At 61.4% G+C, this 15,807-nt stretch carries 13 protein-coding genes; 7 read left to right on the forward strand and 6 right to left on the reverse strand.

Annotation, left to right across the window (positions count from 1 at the left end; genetic code table 11):
• Positions 1-7 precede the first annotated feature (7 nt).
• Positions 8-1,402 carry an efflux transporter outer membrane subunit gene (locus PSJE_RS24725; protein ID WP_090456895.1) on the forward strand — a complete coding sequence of 465 codons (1,395 nt, stop codon included), beginning with the start codon at positions 8-10 and terminating at the stop codon, positions 1,400-1,402.
• Positions 1,403-1,666: 264 nt separating this feature from the next.
• Here PSJE_RS24725 and pvdP read toward each other — a convergent pair whose 3' ends face one another.
• Entirely contained in the window at positions 1,667-3,286 is a 1,620-nt protein-coding gene (gene pvdP / locus PSJE_RS24730) for a pyoverdine maturation tyrosinase PvdP (RefSeq protein WP_090456896.1), read from the reverse strand.
• 252 nt (positions 3,287-3,538) lie between these two features.
• Between pvdP and pvdM the strand changes: the two genes are divergently transcribed.
• The 5 genes from pvdM to PSJE_RS24755 all read left to right on the forward strand — a co-directional run bounded on the left by pvdM (position 3,539) and on the right by PSJE_RS24755 (position 11,531).
• Positions 3,539-4,888 carry a pyoverdine-tailoring dipeptidase-like protein PvdM gene (pvdM, locus tag PSJE_RS24735; RefSeq protein WP_090456897.1) on the forward strand — a complete coding sequence of 450 codons (1,350 nt, stop codon included), beginning with the start codon at positions 3,539-3,541 and terminating at the stop codon, positions 4,886-4,888.
• Between the two features lie 30 nt (positions 4,889-4,918).
• Complete coding sequence (pvdN, locus tag PSJE_RS24740; protein WP_090456899.1) at positions 4,919-6,199, forward strand: pyoverdine-tailoring periplasmic protein PvdN; 1,281 nt, start codon at positions 4,919-4,921, stop codon at positions 6,197-6,199.
• Between the two features lie 29 nt (positions 6,200-6,228).
• A complete protein-coding gene (gene pvdO, locus PSJE_RS24745) occupies positions 6,229-7,116 on the forward strand; it encodes a dihydropyoverdine dehydrogenase (protein ID WP_057713945.1) in 888 nt (295 codons plus the stop codon).
• Between the two features lie 221 nt (positions 7,117-7,337).
• Entirely contained in the window at positions 7,338-8,987 is a 1,650-nt protein-coding gene (locus PSJE_RS24750; RefSeq protein ID WP_090456901.1) for a cyclic peptide export ABC transporter, read from the forward strand.
• A 126-nt stretch (positions 8,988-9,113) separates the two neighbouring features.
• Complete coding sequence (locus tag PSJE_RS24755; RefSeq protein ID WP_090456903.1) at positions 9,114-11,531, forward strand: TonB-dependent siderophore receptor; 2,418 nt, start codon at positions 9,114-9,116, stop codon at positions 11,529-11,531.
• Positions 11,532-11,813: 282 nt separating this feature from the next.
• Here PSJE_RS24755 and PSJE_RS24760 read toward each other — a convergent pair whose 3' ends face one another.
• The 4 genes from PSJE_RS24760 to PSJE_RS24775 form a co-directional block, all read right to left on the reverse strand.
• Positions 11,814-12,089, reverse strand: a complete 276-nt coding sequence (locus tag PSJE_RS24760; protein WP_090456905.1) for a hypothetical protein — start codon at positions 12,087-12,089, stop codon at positions 11,814-11,816.
• A 108-nt stretch (positions 12,090-12,197) separates the two neighbouring features.
• The gene (locus PSJE_RS24765) at positions 12,198-12,704 is read right to left on the reverse strand and encodes a PaaI family thioesterase (RefSeq protein WP_090456907.1); all 507 of its coding nucleotides are present in this window, start codon (positions 12,702-12,704) and stop codon (positions 12,198-12,200) included.
• A 135-nt stretch (positions 12,705-12,839) separates the two neighbouring features.
• A complete protein-coding gene (locus PSJE_RS24770) occupies positions 12,840-13,301 on the reverse strand; it encodes a GNAT family N-acetyltransferase (RefSeq protein WP_090457961.1) in 462 nt (153 codons plus the stop codon).
• 50 nt (positions 13,302-13,351) lie between these two features.
• Entirely contained in the window at positions 13,352-13,759 is a 408-nt protein-coding gene (locus PSJE_RS24775; protein ID WP_090456909.1) for a VOC family protein, read from the reverse strand.
• 504 nt (positions 13,760-14,263) lie between these two features.
• Here PSJE_RS24775 and PSJE_RS24780 point away from each other — a divergent pair.
• Complete coding sequence (locus PSJE_RS24780) at positions 14,264-14,584, forward strand: DUF6124 family protein (protein ID WP_090456911.1); 321 nt, start codon at positions 14,264-14,266, stop codon at positions 14,582-14,584.
• 147 nt (positions 14,585-14,731) lie between these two features.
• On the opposite strand, the gene PSJE_RS24785 is transcribed toward PSJE_RS24780, so the two are convergent.
• Positions 14,732-15,697 carry an alpha/beta hydrolase gene (locus PSJE_RS24785; protein ID WP_090456913.1) on the reverse strand — a complete coding sequence of 322 codons (966 nt, stop codon included), beginning with the start codon at positions 15,695-15,697 and terminating at the stop codon, positions 14,732-14,734.
• Positions 15,698-15,807 lie beyond the last annotated feature (110 nt).

The following is a 15,807-nucleotide window of genomic DNA, read 5'->3' on the forward strand; positions in this document are numbered from 1 at the left end:
TCGATTGATGAAGCCGCCACTCAGTGTGTTAACCCTGTGCCTGTTGCTCGGCGCCTGCGGCACCCCGCCACAGCGCCCCGACAGCGGCGTCCAGCCGCCGGCTGCCTGGCAATCCCGGCACACCGCAGGCGCTGTCCATGACAACCAGCAATGGTGGAACCGCTTCGGCAGCCCGCAACTGGGTCGCCTGATCGAACAGGCGCGGCTCGGCAGTTACGACCTGGCCGCGGCCATCGCCAGAGTGCGCCAGGCCCAGGCCGACACGGTGATTGCCGGCGGCTCGCAACTGCCCGAAGTCAAGGCAGGGGTCAACGCTAATCGCCAGAAATTGCTGCGCGGCAGCGGCTACAGTCAGCTCGATGCCGACAGCGATAACGACGCCGTCGACTACTTCACGGCGAACCTGGTTGCCAGCTACGAAATCGATTTCTGGGGTGGCCAGCGGGCCAGCCGCGACAGCGCGCAATTCAGTCTCAAAGCCAGCGAGTTCGATCAGGCCACCGTGGAACTGACGTTGCTCAGCGGTGTGGCCAACGGTTACGCGCAAGCCTTGTCGTTGCAGGAGCAGAGCCGCATCGCCGAGTTGAATCTGGCCAATGCCCAAAGCGTGTTGAAACTGGTGCAGACCCGTTTCGATTCGGGTTCGGCCACAGCCCTGGAACTGGCACAGCAAAAAAGCCTGGTGGCGGCGCAGCAACGCCAGCTGCCGCTGGTGCAGCAACAGGCCGAGGATGCACGGATCAGCCTCGCCGCCCTGCTCGGCCGCCCGGTTCAGGCGCTGTCGCTGGGGCAGGAACGCTTCGATCAACTGACCTGGCCTGCGATTGACGCCGGGATACCCAGCCAGTTGCTCAGCCGCCGTCCGGACATTGCCCGGGCCGAGGCGCAACTGGCCGCGGCCCAGGCCGACGTCACCGTCGCCCGGGCCGCGATGCTGCCGACCGTGACCCTCACCGCCGAAATCGGCTCTGGTGCCGACCGGGCCGACGACATCCTGCGCAGCCCCTTCTACAACCTCACCGCCGGGCTGCTTGCGCCGGTGTTCAACAACGGCCGCCTCGGCGCCCAGCGCGACAAGGCCACGGCGCGTCAGCAAGAACTGCTGGAAACCTACCGCGGCGCGATCATCAACGGCTTCGCCGACGTCGAAAAAGCCCTCAACAGCATTCGCGGACTGGATGAACAGCGCGGGTGGCAGAGTGAAGAACTGAGCCAGGCGCAGACCGCCTTCAATATCGCGCAAAGCCGTTATCAGGCCGGGGCCGAGGATTTGCTGACGGTGCTGGAGACCCAGCGCACCTTGTACGCTGCGCAGGATTTGAACGTGCAGCTGCGGTTGTCGCGGATGCAGGCGAGTATTGCCCTGTACAAGGCTTTGGGTGGGGGGTGGCAGGTTCTTTAGTCGTGGCGCCTGTCAGGACGCCATCGCGAGCAAGCTCGCTCCCACAGGTTATGCGTCGTGCCCGGATCATGCGGCAAATACAAAACCCTGTGGGAGCGGGCTTGCTCGCGAAGGGGCCGGCACATCCAACATCAACATTGCCTGACAGGACGCCATCGCGAGCAAGCTCGCTCCCACATTTGACCCTGGTCGCACTCAAATTTTGTGGTCACTGAAGATCCCCTGTGGGAGCGAGCTTGCTCGCGATTGAACGATAACGCGGTATCAAGCCTGGCTTTGTTTAGCCTTCAGATTGCGCGCATACCACGGCCGCTGCGGCACTTTGCGGAACAAATCCTTCAGTTTCGTCTCGTCCTCGCCAAAGGTAATGCGCAACGCCAGCTTCATGGTTTCCGGGTCCATTTCCACTGACTTGCCGGCCTGCAACCCCGGTGTGGTGCTGCAACCGTGGGTGCTCGGGCCGAGCCAAGGGTCGTCGATCTCGACCCAGCGTCCCGGCGCGAACCATTGCACGCCGTTGACCTGCAGCCGACTGACCTGCCCCGGATGAAAACGCTTGTGGGCGCGGAACCAGTCCTCCAGGCGATCGTCGATCCAGCCATGGAAATGCCAGAACACCGGGCTGACATGGGAAGAAAACGGGTCGCCGAGAAAGTCGTTTTCCGGTGCAAACCAGCGCGCGGAAAAGTCCGCCGGATCCCGGGCGAACGGCACCGGCTGACCGTTGGACGGATCACGCGGCACCGAAGCCCAGCGCATGTGCAGCCAGTCGTGCAGGCCCAGTTCGACCTCCGAGCCGAACTGGCCGAGGGTCAGCGTCGACAGGTAACGCGGATCGCGGTAGCGGGATTCCCAGACCTGGAAATTGCTGTGATACGTCTCGCCGGTCTTGATGTCGCTGACCCATTGCGTGTACTCGTCATCGTCCTCGGCCCGCCAGGTCGGCGGCAGCGCGGTACCATCGTGATTGTCGAAGTAACGCGCAAAGCCAAGCCGGTCCCGCGCCAGCTCCGGTTGCGGCAACGGGAAGTGCGTCCAGGACGGCAGGTCCTGCATCGAACGCGCGGTGCCGAGCATGTGCCGGTGCATGAAGAAAAAGTCCACGCCAGAACCGTTGCGATCCTTGCGCACACCTCGGGCATCGCGCTCCTGGTCCCGCGGTCCGGGTTGCCAGCCGAGCCCGCGCAAGGCGCCGCGCTGGTCTTCGGACAGCTTGTGCCACTTGTCCCGGGAGGCATGCCAGAGCTGGTGGAACAACCGGTGCTCCGGCGATACCAGCCAGGCGAGCAGGGTCGGATTGAGGCCGGCGCGCTCGCGAGCTTCAGGGAATACCCGTTTGACGGCGATGAAGCGATTGTCCTGGGCGGTCAGCATCAGTGGCCGATTCAGGTCCAGCACACGTCCACTGAGACTGCCGCTGCCAGCATTGCCGAAACCGGCCCAGACCTCGTCCAGGGTCATGTCGAACTCGTAATCGCAACAGCCGCTGGCGCCCAGCAGACGCCAACCCAACTGCTTCGGGTTGGCCCCGGACAGATCGCCGAGCACTCGGTAACGGGGCGCTTCGGTGGAACGCAAACGCTCGGCGGTGTCGAGATAACCACTGACACCGCGCCCCTTGTGGCCGATGTCGAGGAACACTTCCAGGCCTTCGAGGGGCAAACCTTCGATACCGGCGTCACGACCTTCGAAACGAATCTGCCAGACCCCGCGCAAGGTATCCGCCAAGCGTTGGCCGGCAACATCCGCCACCTCGAACGAAGCTTCGCCGGGGGTGATCGTCGGGTCCGGCCTGGTCAGTTCGCGATGCCCGTAATACACCGCCGGCACGGCGGCACCGGTCAGCGCCAGACCCGCGAGGAACCATCGTCGAGAAATCGTCATTGCCCTACCTGTGTCAGCCATGGAGCAGGCTTTATCCAAGCTAGAACGTTTGTTGCCCGCATAAATTTAAAAGCATCGCGAGCAAGCTCGCTCCCACACTGGATCTATGTCGCACTGAAGATCCCTGTGGGAGCGAGCTTGCTCGCGATGAGGCCATCAGCCGCGCTAAATTTTCCGGTCAGCCACTCGTTCCCCCCAGATAGCAAAGGCCCCAGCGCCTGATCCGGGGCGGCGAACCTGACTGAGACGGCAATGACAAAATTACGTTCGAAAAAGGCTCTTTTCATCGGCCTGCCGCTGGCCCTGGCGATCAGCGCGGGTGCAGGCTTCGCGGCCTGGGATCACTGGTTCAGGGACAACCCCGGCTACCCGGTCAAGGTGATGAAACAGGCCGAGCAACTGCAGGAACGCATCCTCTCGTTCGACAGCCACATCACCGTGCCCATGGATTTCGGCACCGCCGGCAACGAAGTCGACAAGGATGGTGAAGGCCAGTTCGACCTGGTCAAGACCGGTCGCGGGCGTCTGTCCGGGGCGGCGCTGACGATTTTCGGCTGGCCGGAGATCTGGAACGGTCCCAACGCGCCCCATCGCCCTACCGCCGGCTTCGTCGACGAAGCCCGCTTTGAGCAGGAAACCCGCTACAAGATCATCAGCGCGATGGTGCGTGACTTCCCCAATCAAGTGGCCATCGCCTACACCCCCGACGACTTGCGCCGCCTGCACGGCGAAGGCAAGTTCGCGGTGTTCATCAGCATGCTCAACGCCTACCCGCTGGGCAATGACCTCAATGCGCTGGACAAGTGGGCTGCGCGCGGCATGCGCATGTTCGGCTTCAGCTACGTGGGCAACAACGCCTGGGCCGACTCGTCGCGGCCACTGCCGTTCTTCAACGATTCCCGGGATGCCTTGGGCGGGCTGTCGGACATCGGCAAGCAAGCGGTGCATCGCCTCAACGACCTGGGCGTGATCATCGATGTGTCGCAGATGTCGACCAAGGCCCTGGAGCAAGTGGCGCAACTGAGCCGCACGCCGATGGTCGCCTCCCACTCGGCACCGCGCGCCCTGGTGGACATCCCGCGCAACCTCAGTGACACGGAAATGCAATTGATCAAGCACAGCGGCGGCGTAGTGCAGGTCGTCGGTTTCCCCACCTATATCCGTCCGCTGAGCCAGGCCACCCAGGACAAACTCAACGCCCTGCGCGCCCGTTTCGACCTGCAACCGCTGCAAGGTCTGGAGATGGCATTGATGCCCGGCGACCCGGTGATCACCGTCTGGCCCGAGCAGCGTTTCGGCGAGTACGCCAGCCAGCTCTATTCGATCCTCGACGAAGAACCCAAGGCCACCCTCAAGGATTACGGCGATGCAATCGACTACACAGTGAAAAAAATCGGCATCGACCACGTCGGCATCAGTTCCGACTTCAACGACGGCGGCGGCCTGGACGGTTGGAAAGACGTCAGCGAGGCCCGCAACGTGACCGCCGAACTGATCAGCCGCGGCTACAGCGACGCCGACATCGCCAAGCTCTGGGGCGGCAACTTCCTGCGGGTCTGGGACCAGGTGCAGAAGTCTTCCCGGCCTGTCGTAAAAAACTGATTTTTCCTTTTGCCAAAGCGAACCGAATCCATGACCAACCGTCGTTCATTCCTCAAGCAGGCCGGCATTCTGGCGGCCGGCATTCCCCTGGCCTCCGCCGTGAGCCTGCCAGCACGGGCCGACAGCCCCGCGCCGTTGCCCAAGGACAAATGGGACCAGTTGCGCCAACTGTTCACGCAGGACCCGAACTACCTGCACTTCGCCAACTTCCTGGTGACCTCGCACCCGCTGCCTGTGCGTGAAGCCATCGAGATGCATCGCGCCAATCTCGATCGCAACCCGGGCCTGGCCATGGACTGGCATCGCGGCGAAACCGAACGCCGCGAAGAAGAGGTGCGCGTGTGGGCCGGTCGCTACTTGAAGGCCAAGCCGTCGCAGATCGCCCTGACCGGCAGCACCACCGAAGGCCTGGCGATGGTCTACGCCGGTATCCACGTGCGCCCGGACCAGGAGATCCTCACCAGCGAACACGAGCACTACGCCGCCAACAGCGTGTTCGAATACCGCACCCAAAAGGACGGCACCCAGGTTCGCAAGATCAAATTGTTCGAAGACCCGTACAAGGTCTCGACCGCCGAAGTGCTGGCCGCGATTGAACGCAACATTCGCCCCGAAACCCGTGTACTGGGCATGACCTGGGTGCATTCCGGCAGCGGCGTGAAGCTGCCCATCGGCGAGATCGGCAAACTGGTGGAGCAGAAAAACCGTGGCCGCGCCGACAAGGACCGCATCCTCTACGTGATCGATGGCGTACACGGTTTCGGTGTGGAGAACGTCGACTTCCCGGACATGCACTGCGACTTCTTCATTGCCGGCACCCACAAATGGATGTTCGGCCCACGGGGCACGGGGATCATCTGCGCCCGCTCCGACGAGCTCAAGGACGTGACCCCGACCATCCCGACCTTCTCTGAAGCCACCCAGTTTTCCACCGTGATGACCTACGGCGGCTACCACTCGTTCGAACACCGCTGGGCACTGACCGAAGCTTTCAAATTGCACCTGGAGCTGGGCAAGGCCGAGGTCGCGACGCGCATTCACGACATCAACAGCTACCTGAAGAAACGCTTGCAGGCACACCCGTCGGTGGAGCTGGTCACGCCGCTGTCGCCGGAGTATTCCGCCGGTTTCACCTTCTTCCGCATCAAGAACCAGGACTGCGACGAAGTCGCCAACTTCCTGATGGATCAGCGCGTGGTGTGTGACGCCGTGGACCGTGATGTCGGGCCGATCATTCGTGTGTCGCCGGGGTTGCTCAATACCCAAGCGCACATCGACAAGTTGATGGAACTGATGGCCAGCAAGCTCTGAACCGCCGATTCCCTTTAGCGAGAACCCTTATGAAAAACATCCTGAACAGGGGGCGTTCCAAAGGCCTGGGCGCCCTGATGCTGCTGGCATTGCTCGGCAGTGCCATGCCCGGCCTCGCCCAGGCGTATACGGCGCCGCTGCCGGGCAAGGTCTTCAAGGATTGCCGTAACTGCCCGGAAATGGTCGTGCTGCCCGCCGGCACATTCACCATGGGCACCCCGGAAGACGAAGTCGGCCGTGAGCCTGATGAAGGCCCGATGCATGAGGTGACGTTCGACAAGCCGTTCGCCATGAGCCGCTACCAGATCACCGCTGGCGAATGGGACCAGTACCTCAAGGAAACCGGAATCACCCTGCCCGATGGCGACACCCGCCCCGGCCGCGAGTGCATCAACAGCAAGCCGCGTTATCCACAGAGCCCGCGCCAGCCGGCAGTATGCATGAACTTCGCCGAGGTCAGTGCCTACGTCGCCTGGCTGTCGATGAAGACCGGCCAGCACTACCACATCGTCAGCGAGGCCCAGCGCGAATACGCCGCCCGCGCAGGGGCAACGGGACCCTTCCCCTTCCCGTTCGACCCCGGCACCGAGTACAGCATCGCCACCCACGCTAATACCTACGGCCCCACCGATGGCTACAGCTACAGTTCACCGGTCGGCAGCTACCCGCCCAACGCCTTCGGCATGTACGACATGCACGGTAACGTCTACGAGTGGATCGCCGACTGCTACCACCCGGACTACGTCGGCGCTCCCACCGATGGCAGCGCCTGGACCGAACCGAACTGCGACACCCTGCGCATCCGTGGCAACGACTGGGGCGAAGCACCGGTGTTTTCCCGCTCGGGTAACCGCAATGACATCGACCCGCAAACCCGTGGCGACTGGATTGGTTTCCGCGTCGTACGCACTCTCTGACCTCCCTCTCCCCTTGTGGGAGCGAGCCTGCTCGCGAAAGCGGTCTGCCTGCCAAAATAGAAGCTGACTGATAGTCCGCCTTCGCGAGCAGGCTCGCTCCCACACTGCTTTGTGCCCTGTCAGCGAACCGAGCCCCGCCACCTGTCTCCCACCGTTTAAATTAAGCCCTTCACCAGACGTTCTACTGGGTATCTGCCTTACGACCCAAGGAACTGTCTGCCATGACCCAGCCTACCCGAGGCGCCATCGGCGAATTACTGGCCCTGTTGAAACCGTTTCGACTGATCGTCGCCGCGTCCATTTTCCTGGGCATGGTGGGTGGCCTGAGCGTGACGGTGTTGCTGGCCACCATCAACAACGCGCTGCATTCGCCGCACGGCCTGACCCAAGGCGTGGTCGCGCTGTTCGGCGGCCTGTGCCTGCTGGCTCTGGGCAGTTCGATCTGCTCCGACATCGGCACCAACTATGTTGGCCAGCACATCATTGCCAGGCTGCGCAAAACGCTGGGGGAGAAAGTCCTTTCGGCGCCCATCGAGCAGATCGAGCGCTACCGCAGCCACCGGCTGATCCCAGTGCTGACCCACGACGTCGACACCATCAGCGACTTCGCCTTCGCCTTCGCGCCGCTGGCGATTTCCCTGACCGTAACCCTTGGCTGCATGGGTTACCTGGCGATGTTGTCGTGGCCGATGTTCCTGATGATGGTGCTGGCAATTGCCATCGGCACCGGCATCCAGTTCTATGCGCAGGGCAAGGGCATCCAGGGTTTCATGGCCGCCCGCGATGCCGAAGACGATTTGCAAAAGCACTACAACGCCATTGCCGGCGGTGCCAAGGAATTGCGCATCCACCGCCCGCGCCGCCAGCGCATGTTCGTCAAGGGCATCCAGGGCACCGCCGATTTCATCTGTAACACCCAGGTGCGTTCGATCAACACCTTCGTGATCGCCAAGACGCTGGGCTCGATGCTGTTCTTCGTGGTCATCGGCCTGGCCCTGGCCCTGCAATCGTTCTGGCCGAGCGCCGACCAAGCGGTGATGAGCGGTTTCGTGCTGGTGCTGCTGTACATGAAAGGCCCGATCGAGCATCTGGTCAGCACCTTGCCGATCGTGAGCCGGGCGCGGATTGCCTTCCGCCGCATCGCCGAGCTGTCGAGCCAGTTTTCCTCGCCCGAGCCGCACCTGTTGCTCAACGACAACGGCATCCGGCCAACCGTGGTCGACCGCCTGCAACTGAACAATGTCAGCTACGCCTTCCCCGCCGCACCGGGCAGTGACGCGTTTCGCCTGGGCCCGGTGAACCTGACCATCGAGCAAGGCGACATCATTTTCATCGTCGGCGAAAACGGCTGCGGCAAGACCACCCTGATCAAGTTGCTGCTGGGCCTCTACGCGCCGCAACAGGGTTCGATCCTGCTCAACGGCCAGGGCATCGATGCGCACAATCGCGACGACTATCGCCAATTGTTCACCACGATTTTTGCCGATTACTACCTGTTCGATGACGTGGTCCAGGGCGACCAGCACATCCCCGAAGATGCCAACGCCTACCTGCAACGGCTGGAGATCGCGCACAAGGTCAGCGTCAGGGACGGCAGCTTCACCACCACCGACCTGTCCACCGGCCAGCGCAAGCGCCTGGCGCTGGTCAATGCCTGGCTGGAAGAACGCCCGGTGCTGGTGTTCGACGAATGGGCCGCCGACCAGGACCCGACCTTCCGCCGCATCTTCTACACCGAGCTGCTGCCGGACCTCAAACGCCTGGGCAAAACCATCATCGTCATCTCCCACGACGACCGTTATTTCGATATGGCCGATCAACTGGTGCGCATGGAATCGGGCCGGGTCGTCACCGAGCGCGCAACCGCCTAAGCGCCGTGGCCGCACGCAAATCCTTGTTTTTTGAAGTTTGTTTTCCGGTTTAGCCAAAGTGGTCCGTCTAATAATAATTATCATTAACTAAAAAACTGCACACACTATTCTGGAGCGATTCGAGCAATGCAAAGCCTTACTCTGTCCCGCGCACCCTTGGCGTTAGCCATCGAACGGCAAAAGAAATTCCGAACGGTCGTGCCGGGCGCGCTGCTGACCCTGTTGCTGCTGGGTACGTCCCAGGTCGAAGCAGCCCCGGTGAACGTCAATGTACCGGCTCAGTCGCTGGCCAGTGCATTGCGCCAACTGGGCCAGCAGACCAACCTGCAGATTCTCTACAGCCAGGACATGGTCAACGGCATCAAGTCCACGGCGGTGTCCGGCAACATGGAACCGGAACAGGCACTGAAAACCTTGCTGCTGGGGAGCGGCATCAATTTTCAGTTGAATGGCAACACCGTGTCGCTGGTGCCATCGGCCGGTGACTCCAGTGCATTGCAACTGGGTGCGACGTCAATCACCGGCGTGGCGCTGGGGCCGACCACCGAAGGCTCGCACTCCTACACCACCAATGAAGTCACCATCGGCAAAGGCAACATCAAGCTCAAGGACATCCCGCAGTCGGTGTCCGTCGTCACGCGCCAGCGCATGGACGACCAGAACCTGAACAGCCTGCAGGACGCCATGCGTCAGGTCACCGGCGTGACCATCAAGACCTACAACTCCGGCTCCAGCCTCAATGACGTCTACATGCGTGGCTTCCTCGTCGACCAGGTGCAGGTCGACGGCGTCTCGCAGCCCACCGGCCAGGGCGACATGGCCACCAGTTTTGACCTGGCGATGTACGACCGCATCGAAGTGCTGCGCGGCCCGTCGGGCCTGTACCAGGGCGCGGGCGAACCCGGCGGTACGATCAACGTGGTGCGCAAGCGCGCCCTAAGCAAATTCGCCCTCGGTGGCGAGCTGGCCGCCGGCTCTTACGATCGCTACCGTTCTTCGGTGGATGTCACCGGCCCGTTGAACGATCAGGGCACCGTGCGCGGTCGTTTCATCACCGCCTACGAGAACAACCAGTCTTTCGTCGACTACGCGCAGAACGAACGCCCGATGGTCTACGGTCGCCTGGAATTCGACCTCGACCCGGCCACCACCCTGTCGGTCGGCGGCGCTTACCAGAAGAACAACTCCACCCCGGCCTTCGGCCTGCCGGCCTACGCCGACGGCTCATTGCTCGACGTGCCGCGCTCGACCTTCGTCGATGCCAAGTGGAACACCCTCAACGAAAAAGTCTGGGAATCCTTCGCCGAACTCGACCACGAACTGGACAACGGCGGTCAGTTCAAGACCACCCTGACCTACCGCGATGCCGAAACCCCGGAGCGTAACTTCACCTGGGCCGACGGCGCGGTCGACCCGGCCACCGGTGACAGCTGGGCCGTGGCCTACGACTACTACACCCACATCAAGACCGTCGGCGTCGACAGCTTTGTCACCACGCCGTTCGAGTTCGCCGATCGCCGACACGAGTTCACCGTGGGTGCCGAGTACCAGCACCTGGACAAGGATTTCACCTACGGCGGCGGCGAGTACTTCCCGATCAACGTGTGGAATCCGGGCAGCATCGACATTCCCCGCAACGACTATGCGCACGTCAATGGCAACTGGTCCAAGTCCGATCAGTACGGCGTCTACACCCGCGCCAAATTCAACGTCACCGACTGGCTCGATGTCATCGGCGGCAGCCGCGTGACCTGGTACGAAAGCGATGCGAAGAACGCCAACGCCTTCTTCAACAACTTCGGCGAAGCCCACACCAGCATCAACCGCAAGGTCGTGCCGTACGGCGCCATCATCGGCAAGATCACCCCTGAACTGTCAACCTACTTCAGCTACACCGGCGTGTTCAAACCGCAGAGCGAAATCGGCACAAACGGCGAGCCGGTCGGCCCGCGCGAAGGCAAGCAATACGAAATCGGCCTCAAGCGCGAATTCTACGACGGTCGCCTGAACGCCAGCATCGCCGCCTTTCGCATCTACGATGAAAACCGCGCCGAATACGACAACACCTCCGGTGCCTACATGACCGAAGGCAAGGCACGCAGCCAGGGTTGGGAAACCGAGTTGAGCGGCAACCTGACCGACAACTGGAGCATCGTCACCGGTTACGCCTACACCTCCACCAAGTTCCTGGACGGCGACCAGGCCAACAAAGGCAAGACCTTCAGCACCATCACGCCCAAGCACAACTTCAACCTGTGGACCAAGTACGAATTCACCGACGGCCCGCTCAAGGACTTCAGCGTCGGCGGTGGCGTGCGTGTGGTCAGCGACACCTACTACCAGCGTGACGTGAAGTTCCATCAAGGCGGCTATGCTGTTACCTCGGCGCAAGTCGGATACAAGTTCAACGAACACCTGTCGTCGACACTGACCGCCAACAACCTGTTCGACCGCAAGTACTACGACCGCGTCGATGCCTCCTGGGGCACCAACTTCTACGGCGACCCGCGCACCCTGACCCTGAGCCTGCGCGCGCAGTACTGATGGCTGACTGCTCTCACTTGTAGGAGCGAGCTTGCTCGCGATGGTCGCTAACGATAACGCGTGTTTACTGGCTAAACGCAGCGCCTGTGAGTCCATCGCGAGCGAGCTCGCTCCTACAGCGGCCCTGATGGCTGACTGCTTCCACCTGTAGGAGCGAGCTTGCTCGCGATGGTCGTTAACGATAACGCGTGTTTACTGGCTAAACGCAGCGCTCTTGAGTCCATCGCGAGCAAGCTCGCTCCTACAACGGCCCGATTCTGTTTTCTGCTGCCAATCCGGCGGTTACCGCGTCGCTTCGGCTTCGTCCTGCGAGCCGCTTGAGGACGCTGCGTCCTTTTCCATCTCATGCGATTCGGCGCCAGAGTTTGAACCCGACGCCTCCTCGCCCTTTTTGTTGGCCTTCTCGTCTTTGGATTCAGCGTCTTGAGACTGGTTAATGCCAGGAATGGCAGCCGGTGGAACGGCGGAACCGGCAGCTGCTTTCTCGGCGACCGGCGCAAAAAAAGAGCCCGTCGACAGCAGAGCCGCAACCGCGAGTGCAAGCATTTTTCTGTTCATCGTTTGGGTCTTCCCGGTGGGGTATAAACCTTGGAAGACCCGGCATCGGGAAAGGTGCTGGCTTGCTGACGAACGGCAAAGGTGATGTTGCGATTCGGCGCACCGAGTTCAGACGTCGACCTGGCGATCGTGCGCAGCGGCCCTGAGTTGCTCGGTATCGACACGAACAAACGTGGAATCCCCGACAGCGGTCAGGACATCCCCGGCGAAGACCTCGCAAATAACCCGACTTTTGCGCCCGACCTCGCCCTCGACTTTTGCACGCAGTGTCAGGGGGACACCCATCGGGGTGGGCTTGATGTACTTGATGCCCAGGTTACCGGTGACGCAGGTGATGTGGGGCAAGCTGCCCACCTCGCGCTGTTCTGCCCGGTAGTGATAAGCCATCGCTGCCCAGTTGGAGTGGCAATCGACCAGCATCGCGATCAAACCGCCGTAAACCAGACCCGGCCAGCCGCAGTACTTGTCATCCGGCATGTGCTGCGCCATGACATGCACGCCGTCTTCATGCCAGAAGCTCTTGATGTGCAGCCCGTGCGGGTTTTGGCTGCCGCAGCCATAACAAACGCCTTCAGGCGCGGCGATGTCTTGAAGCGAAATGTCCTGCGTGGTCATACCGTGTCCATCCTTAATACCGGGGGCCAATCGTCGTGGTTGAAAGCGGCGGGCAGCATCGGGCCGTAATGATCATACACAGCCGTTACTGAGCGAAAAAGTGGGTTAGGCACTTCAAAAGCGATGTCCCATTGTCTATAGGACATCCACCAATGACTTCATATGCGTCGCAAAATCATCCTGGATCGGCTGGAACCCGCAGCGCAGGTAAAAGGCGGCGCCCTCGGGTGTGTCCGTGGACAGTCGCACAACGCGAAAATGCTCATTCGCCAATTCCAGCAGGTGCTGCACCAACGCTTTGCCCACGTTCTGGCCCCTTGATGCACGTGCGACGTAGACCCGCCGTAATCTTCCTGTGTCCCGCCCGGCAAATGGATCGCACGAGAGCCCGCCAATGGCAATCAGCCGCCCGTTCCGGAACGCCCCGAAAAGACACTCACCCTGCTGATCGAATCGATTGGCACCGCTTTCCCATTCCTCGATCAACCGGGAGAGGAACCTGAAGCCTTCGGCAACGGCCTGCGTTTCCAGCTCCCGGATTTGCGGCGTAATCCCTGAGATTTCAAGTATCGCCAATGGGTCCGTTGACGTGACCACTTGCAGGTTACTGCCAGACTTGTCTGTGAGGTTCGCTTCGCGCCCGGCTTTCAAGACGCACTCTCGGTAGCGTTTACGGGTGTGCACAGCTCAACCAGCGTTCCGTCAGGGCATCGAACGTAAGACACGGTTTGCCCCCAGGGTTTGGTAGTCGGGGCAGCGATTTCGCTGGCGCCTGCTTGAATCGCTTTGGCATGGGCCGCGGGAACATCCTCGGTTACCAGCCCGACTTCGATGCCTAGCGGCTTGAGGGATGAGTGCGCCGGGACATGACCGGTGCTGAAGTTCGATGCGGCCAGTTCATCGGCGGCGAATGCCAGCGCGGTTTCGCCGGTTTCCAGTTCGCCATAGGTGCCGGACTCATGGATGAACCGAACGCCGAGCCCGAAGGCCGATGAGAAGAACTTGAGAGAGGCCTCTACATCCTTGACGTAGATGATCAGGTAGCCAAATTTCATGAACGAACATTCCTTGTCGTGCCAATCGAGCGGTGAATCTAGCAGTTTTTAGCCAGGTGTCGAGGAACGCCAGGCCTTTTCAAATTTCAGACATTTCCCAAATGTTTTCGCGAAACACATCGAGCGTAGAAATCTAATAGTCGCCTGTTAAACATCGCTAACCACGATTGTTTAAGCAGCCTACAGGTTACTTCGTGAAAGCCACAACGCCTTGCGTCGTTGCCTACAGGTACGCCAGAATCCGCCGGCTTGTGCGCCTTGGGGGTCGTCGGTAACTTGATTCGGGTCACTGATTGTCAGTGATCGGGTTTAGTAGCCCGTGGTCTTATCAGCAAGGTGTAAAAGCGCTATCAGTCAGGTCTGCCTGAACTTGATGGTGGCTGTACGCAGGGCGCTTCGGCGCGCCGGCAAATGCTGATCTCCCCGGTCTACTAACCTGCGTCCAGCCGCCACCCTTCTTTTAGTAGAGAAGAATGAGCGGCTCCATTCAGGAGTAATCAGCTTATGTTCAAAGTGACACCCAATCCGCCGGATTCCGCCCCATCCTCCCCGCACGAAAGCCTCGATCACCACCTCAACCCCGGCACCAACATCATGGCCACTCCGCGTACACCCTGCACGATGTTCATCGTCAATCCCGAACTCAGTATCGAAACCCTGCTGGTGCACGCCTGTGAGTCGCTGGCGTCGGCCAATGTCATGGCCAACGATCTGGTGGATCATCTACAAGGAACAAGCCGCAATGCGCTGTTGGGGATTGCGCAGGTGATCATGCTGGGGGAACTGGCGGTGAATCGGGCGCTGGATCGGCTTGATCCACCTTAGTCATCCGAGTCAGCGCAAAACAAACTGTGGGAGCGAGCTTGCTCGCGATGGCGGTGTGTCAGACACATCAATGTTGAATGTGCTGCCGCTATCGCGAGCAAGCTCGCTCCCACAGGGGGACGGCGTCGCTGATCACTACGCCATACGTCAGGCCAGACTCTCGCTGATCTGCGCCGCCAGTTGCGCCAGCATCCCCGGCACTTCCTGGACCATCTCGCCCATGCGCGCAAAGTCGTGGGTCATGCCGGCCTTGACCTCCAGCACCAGGGGTTGCCCCGCAGTACGCTGTTTCTCGGCCCAGGCCAGGCCTTCATCGAGCAACGGGTCGTATTCGGCCAGCCACAACACCGTCGGCGTCAGCCGTTGCACGCACTCGGTGTACAACGGTGAAAAACGCCAGTCAGCACGATCCGCTTCACTGCGTTGGTATTGCTGGTAGAACCATTCCAGCGTGGTGGCTTCCAGCAGATAGCCTTCGGCGAATCGCTCGAGGGACGGGCGTTTTTTTACCGCGTCGATCACCGGGTACAGCAGCACTTGCAGACGAGGCACAAGCGGCCATCCCAACGGGTCCTGGGCGATGGCGATGCACAGCGAGGCCACCAGGCTGCCGCCGACGCTGTCCCCCGCCAGCGCAATGCGCCTGGCGTCCAGCCCCAGCTCCTTGGCTCCGGTGATGGCCAGCCAACGCGTGATGTCTTCGGCATCGTTGTAAGCGGTGGGGAAACGGTGTTCCGGCGCCAGGCGATAGTCCGCCGACAACACGGCAAACTCCCCCGCCAGCGCCAGGCGCCGGCACAGGGTGTCGTGGGAATCGAGGCTGCCCACCACATATCCGCCGCCATGGAAGTACAGCAACACCGGGCGCGGCTCGCCGTCCGGTTGCGGGTTGGCATACAGCCGCGCATTGAGCAAATGCCCATCCCGCGCAGCAATGCTGACCTCCGTCACCGTCAACGCGCCCGTTGGCGCCGCATCGAGCAACTGCGAAGTCTGTTCGAACTGCTGCCGCGCTTCGCTCGGGTTCAGCTCATGCATGGGTTGGCTTTTGCCGCTGAGGCGGCCGAACTCGGCCAGCTCTAGAAACCCTTCGATGTCCGGGTGCAGTGCCATGGGCGGTAGTCTCCAAAAATAAAAAGCTCGCCCAATAAACGAACCGTGAGGAGCGTTCATTAGGGCGTCATCCTGTTCAATGAAGAATCTCCCAGGCCGAACAAGAAACC

Origin of the sequence: Pseudomonas jessenii (genome assembly GCF_002236115.1) — a bacterium.
GTDB lineage: Bacteria > Pseudomonadota > Gammaproteobacteria > Pseudomonadales > Pseudomonadaceae > Aquipseudomonas > Aquipseudomonas jessenii.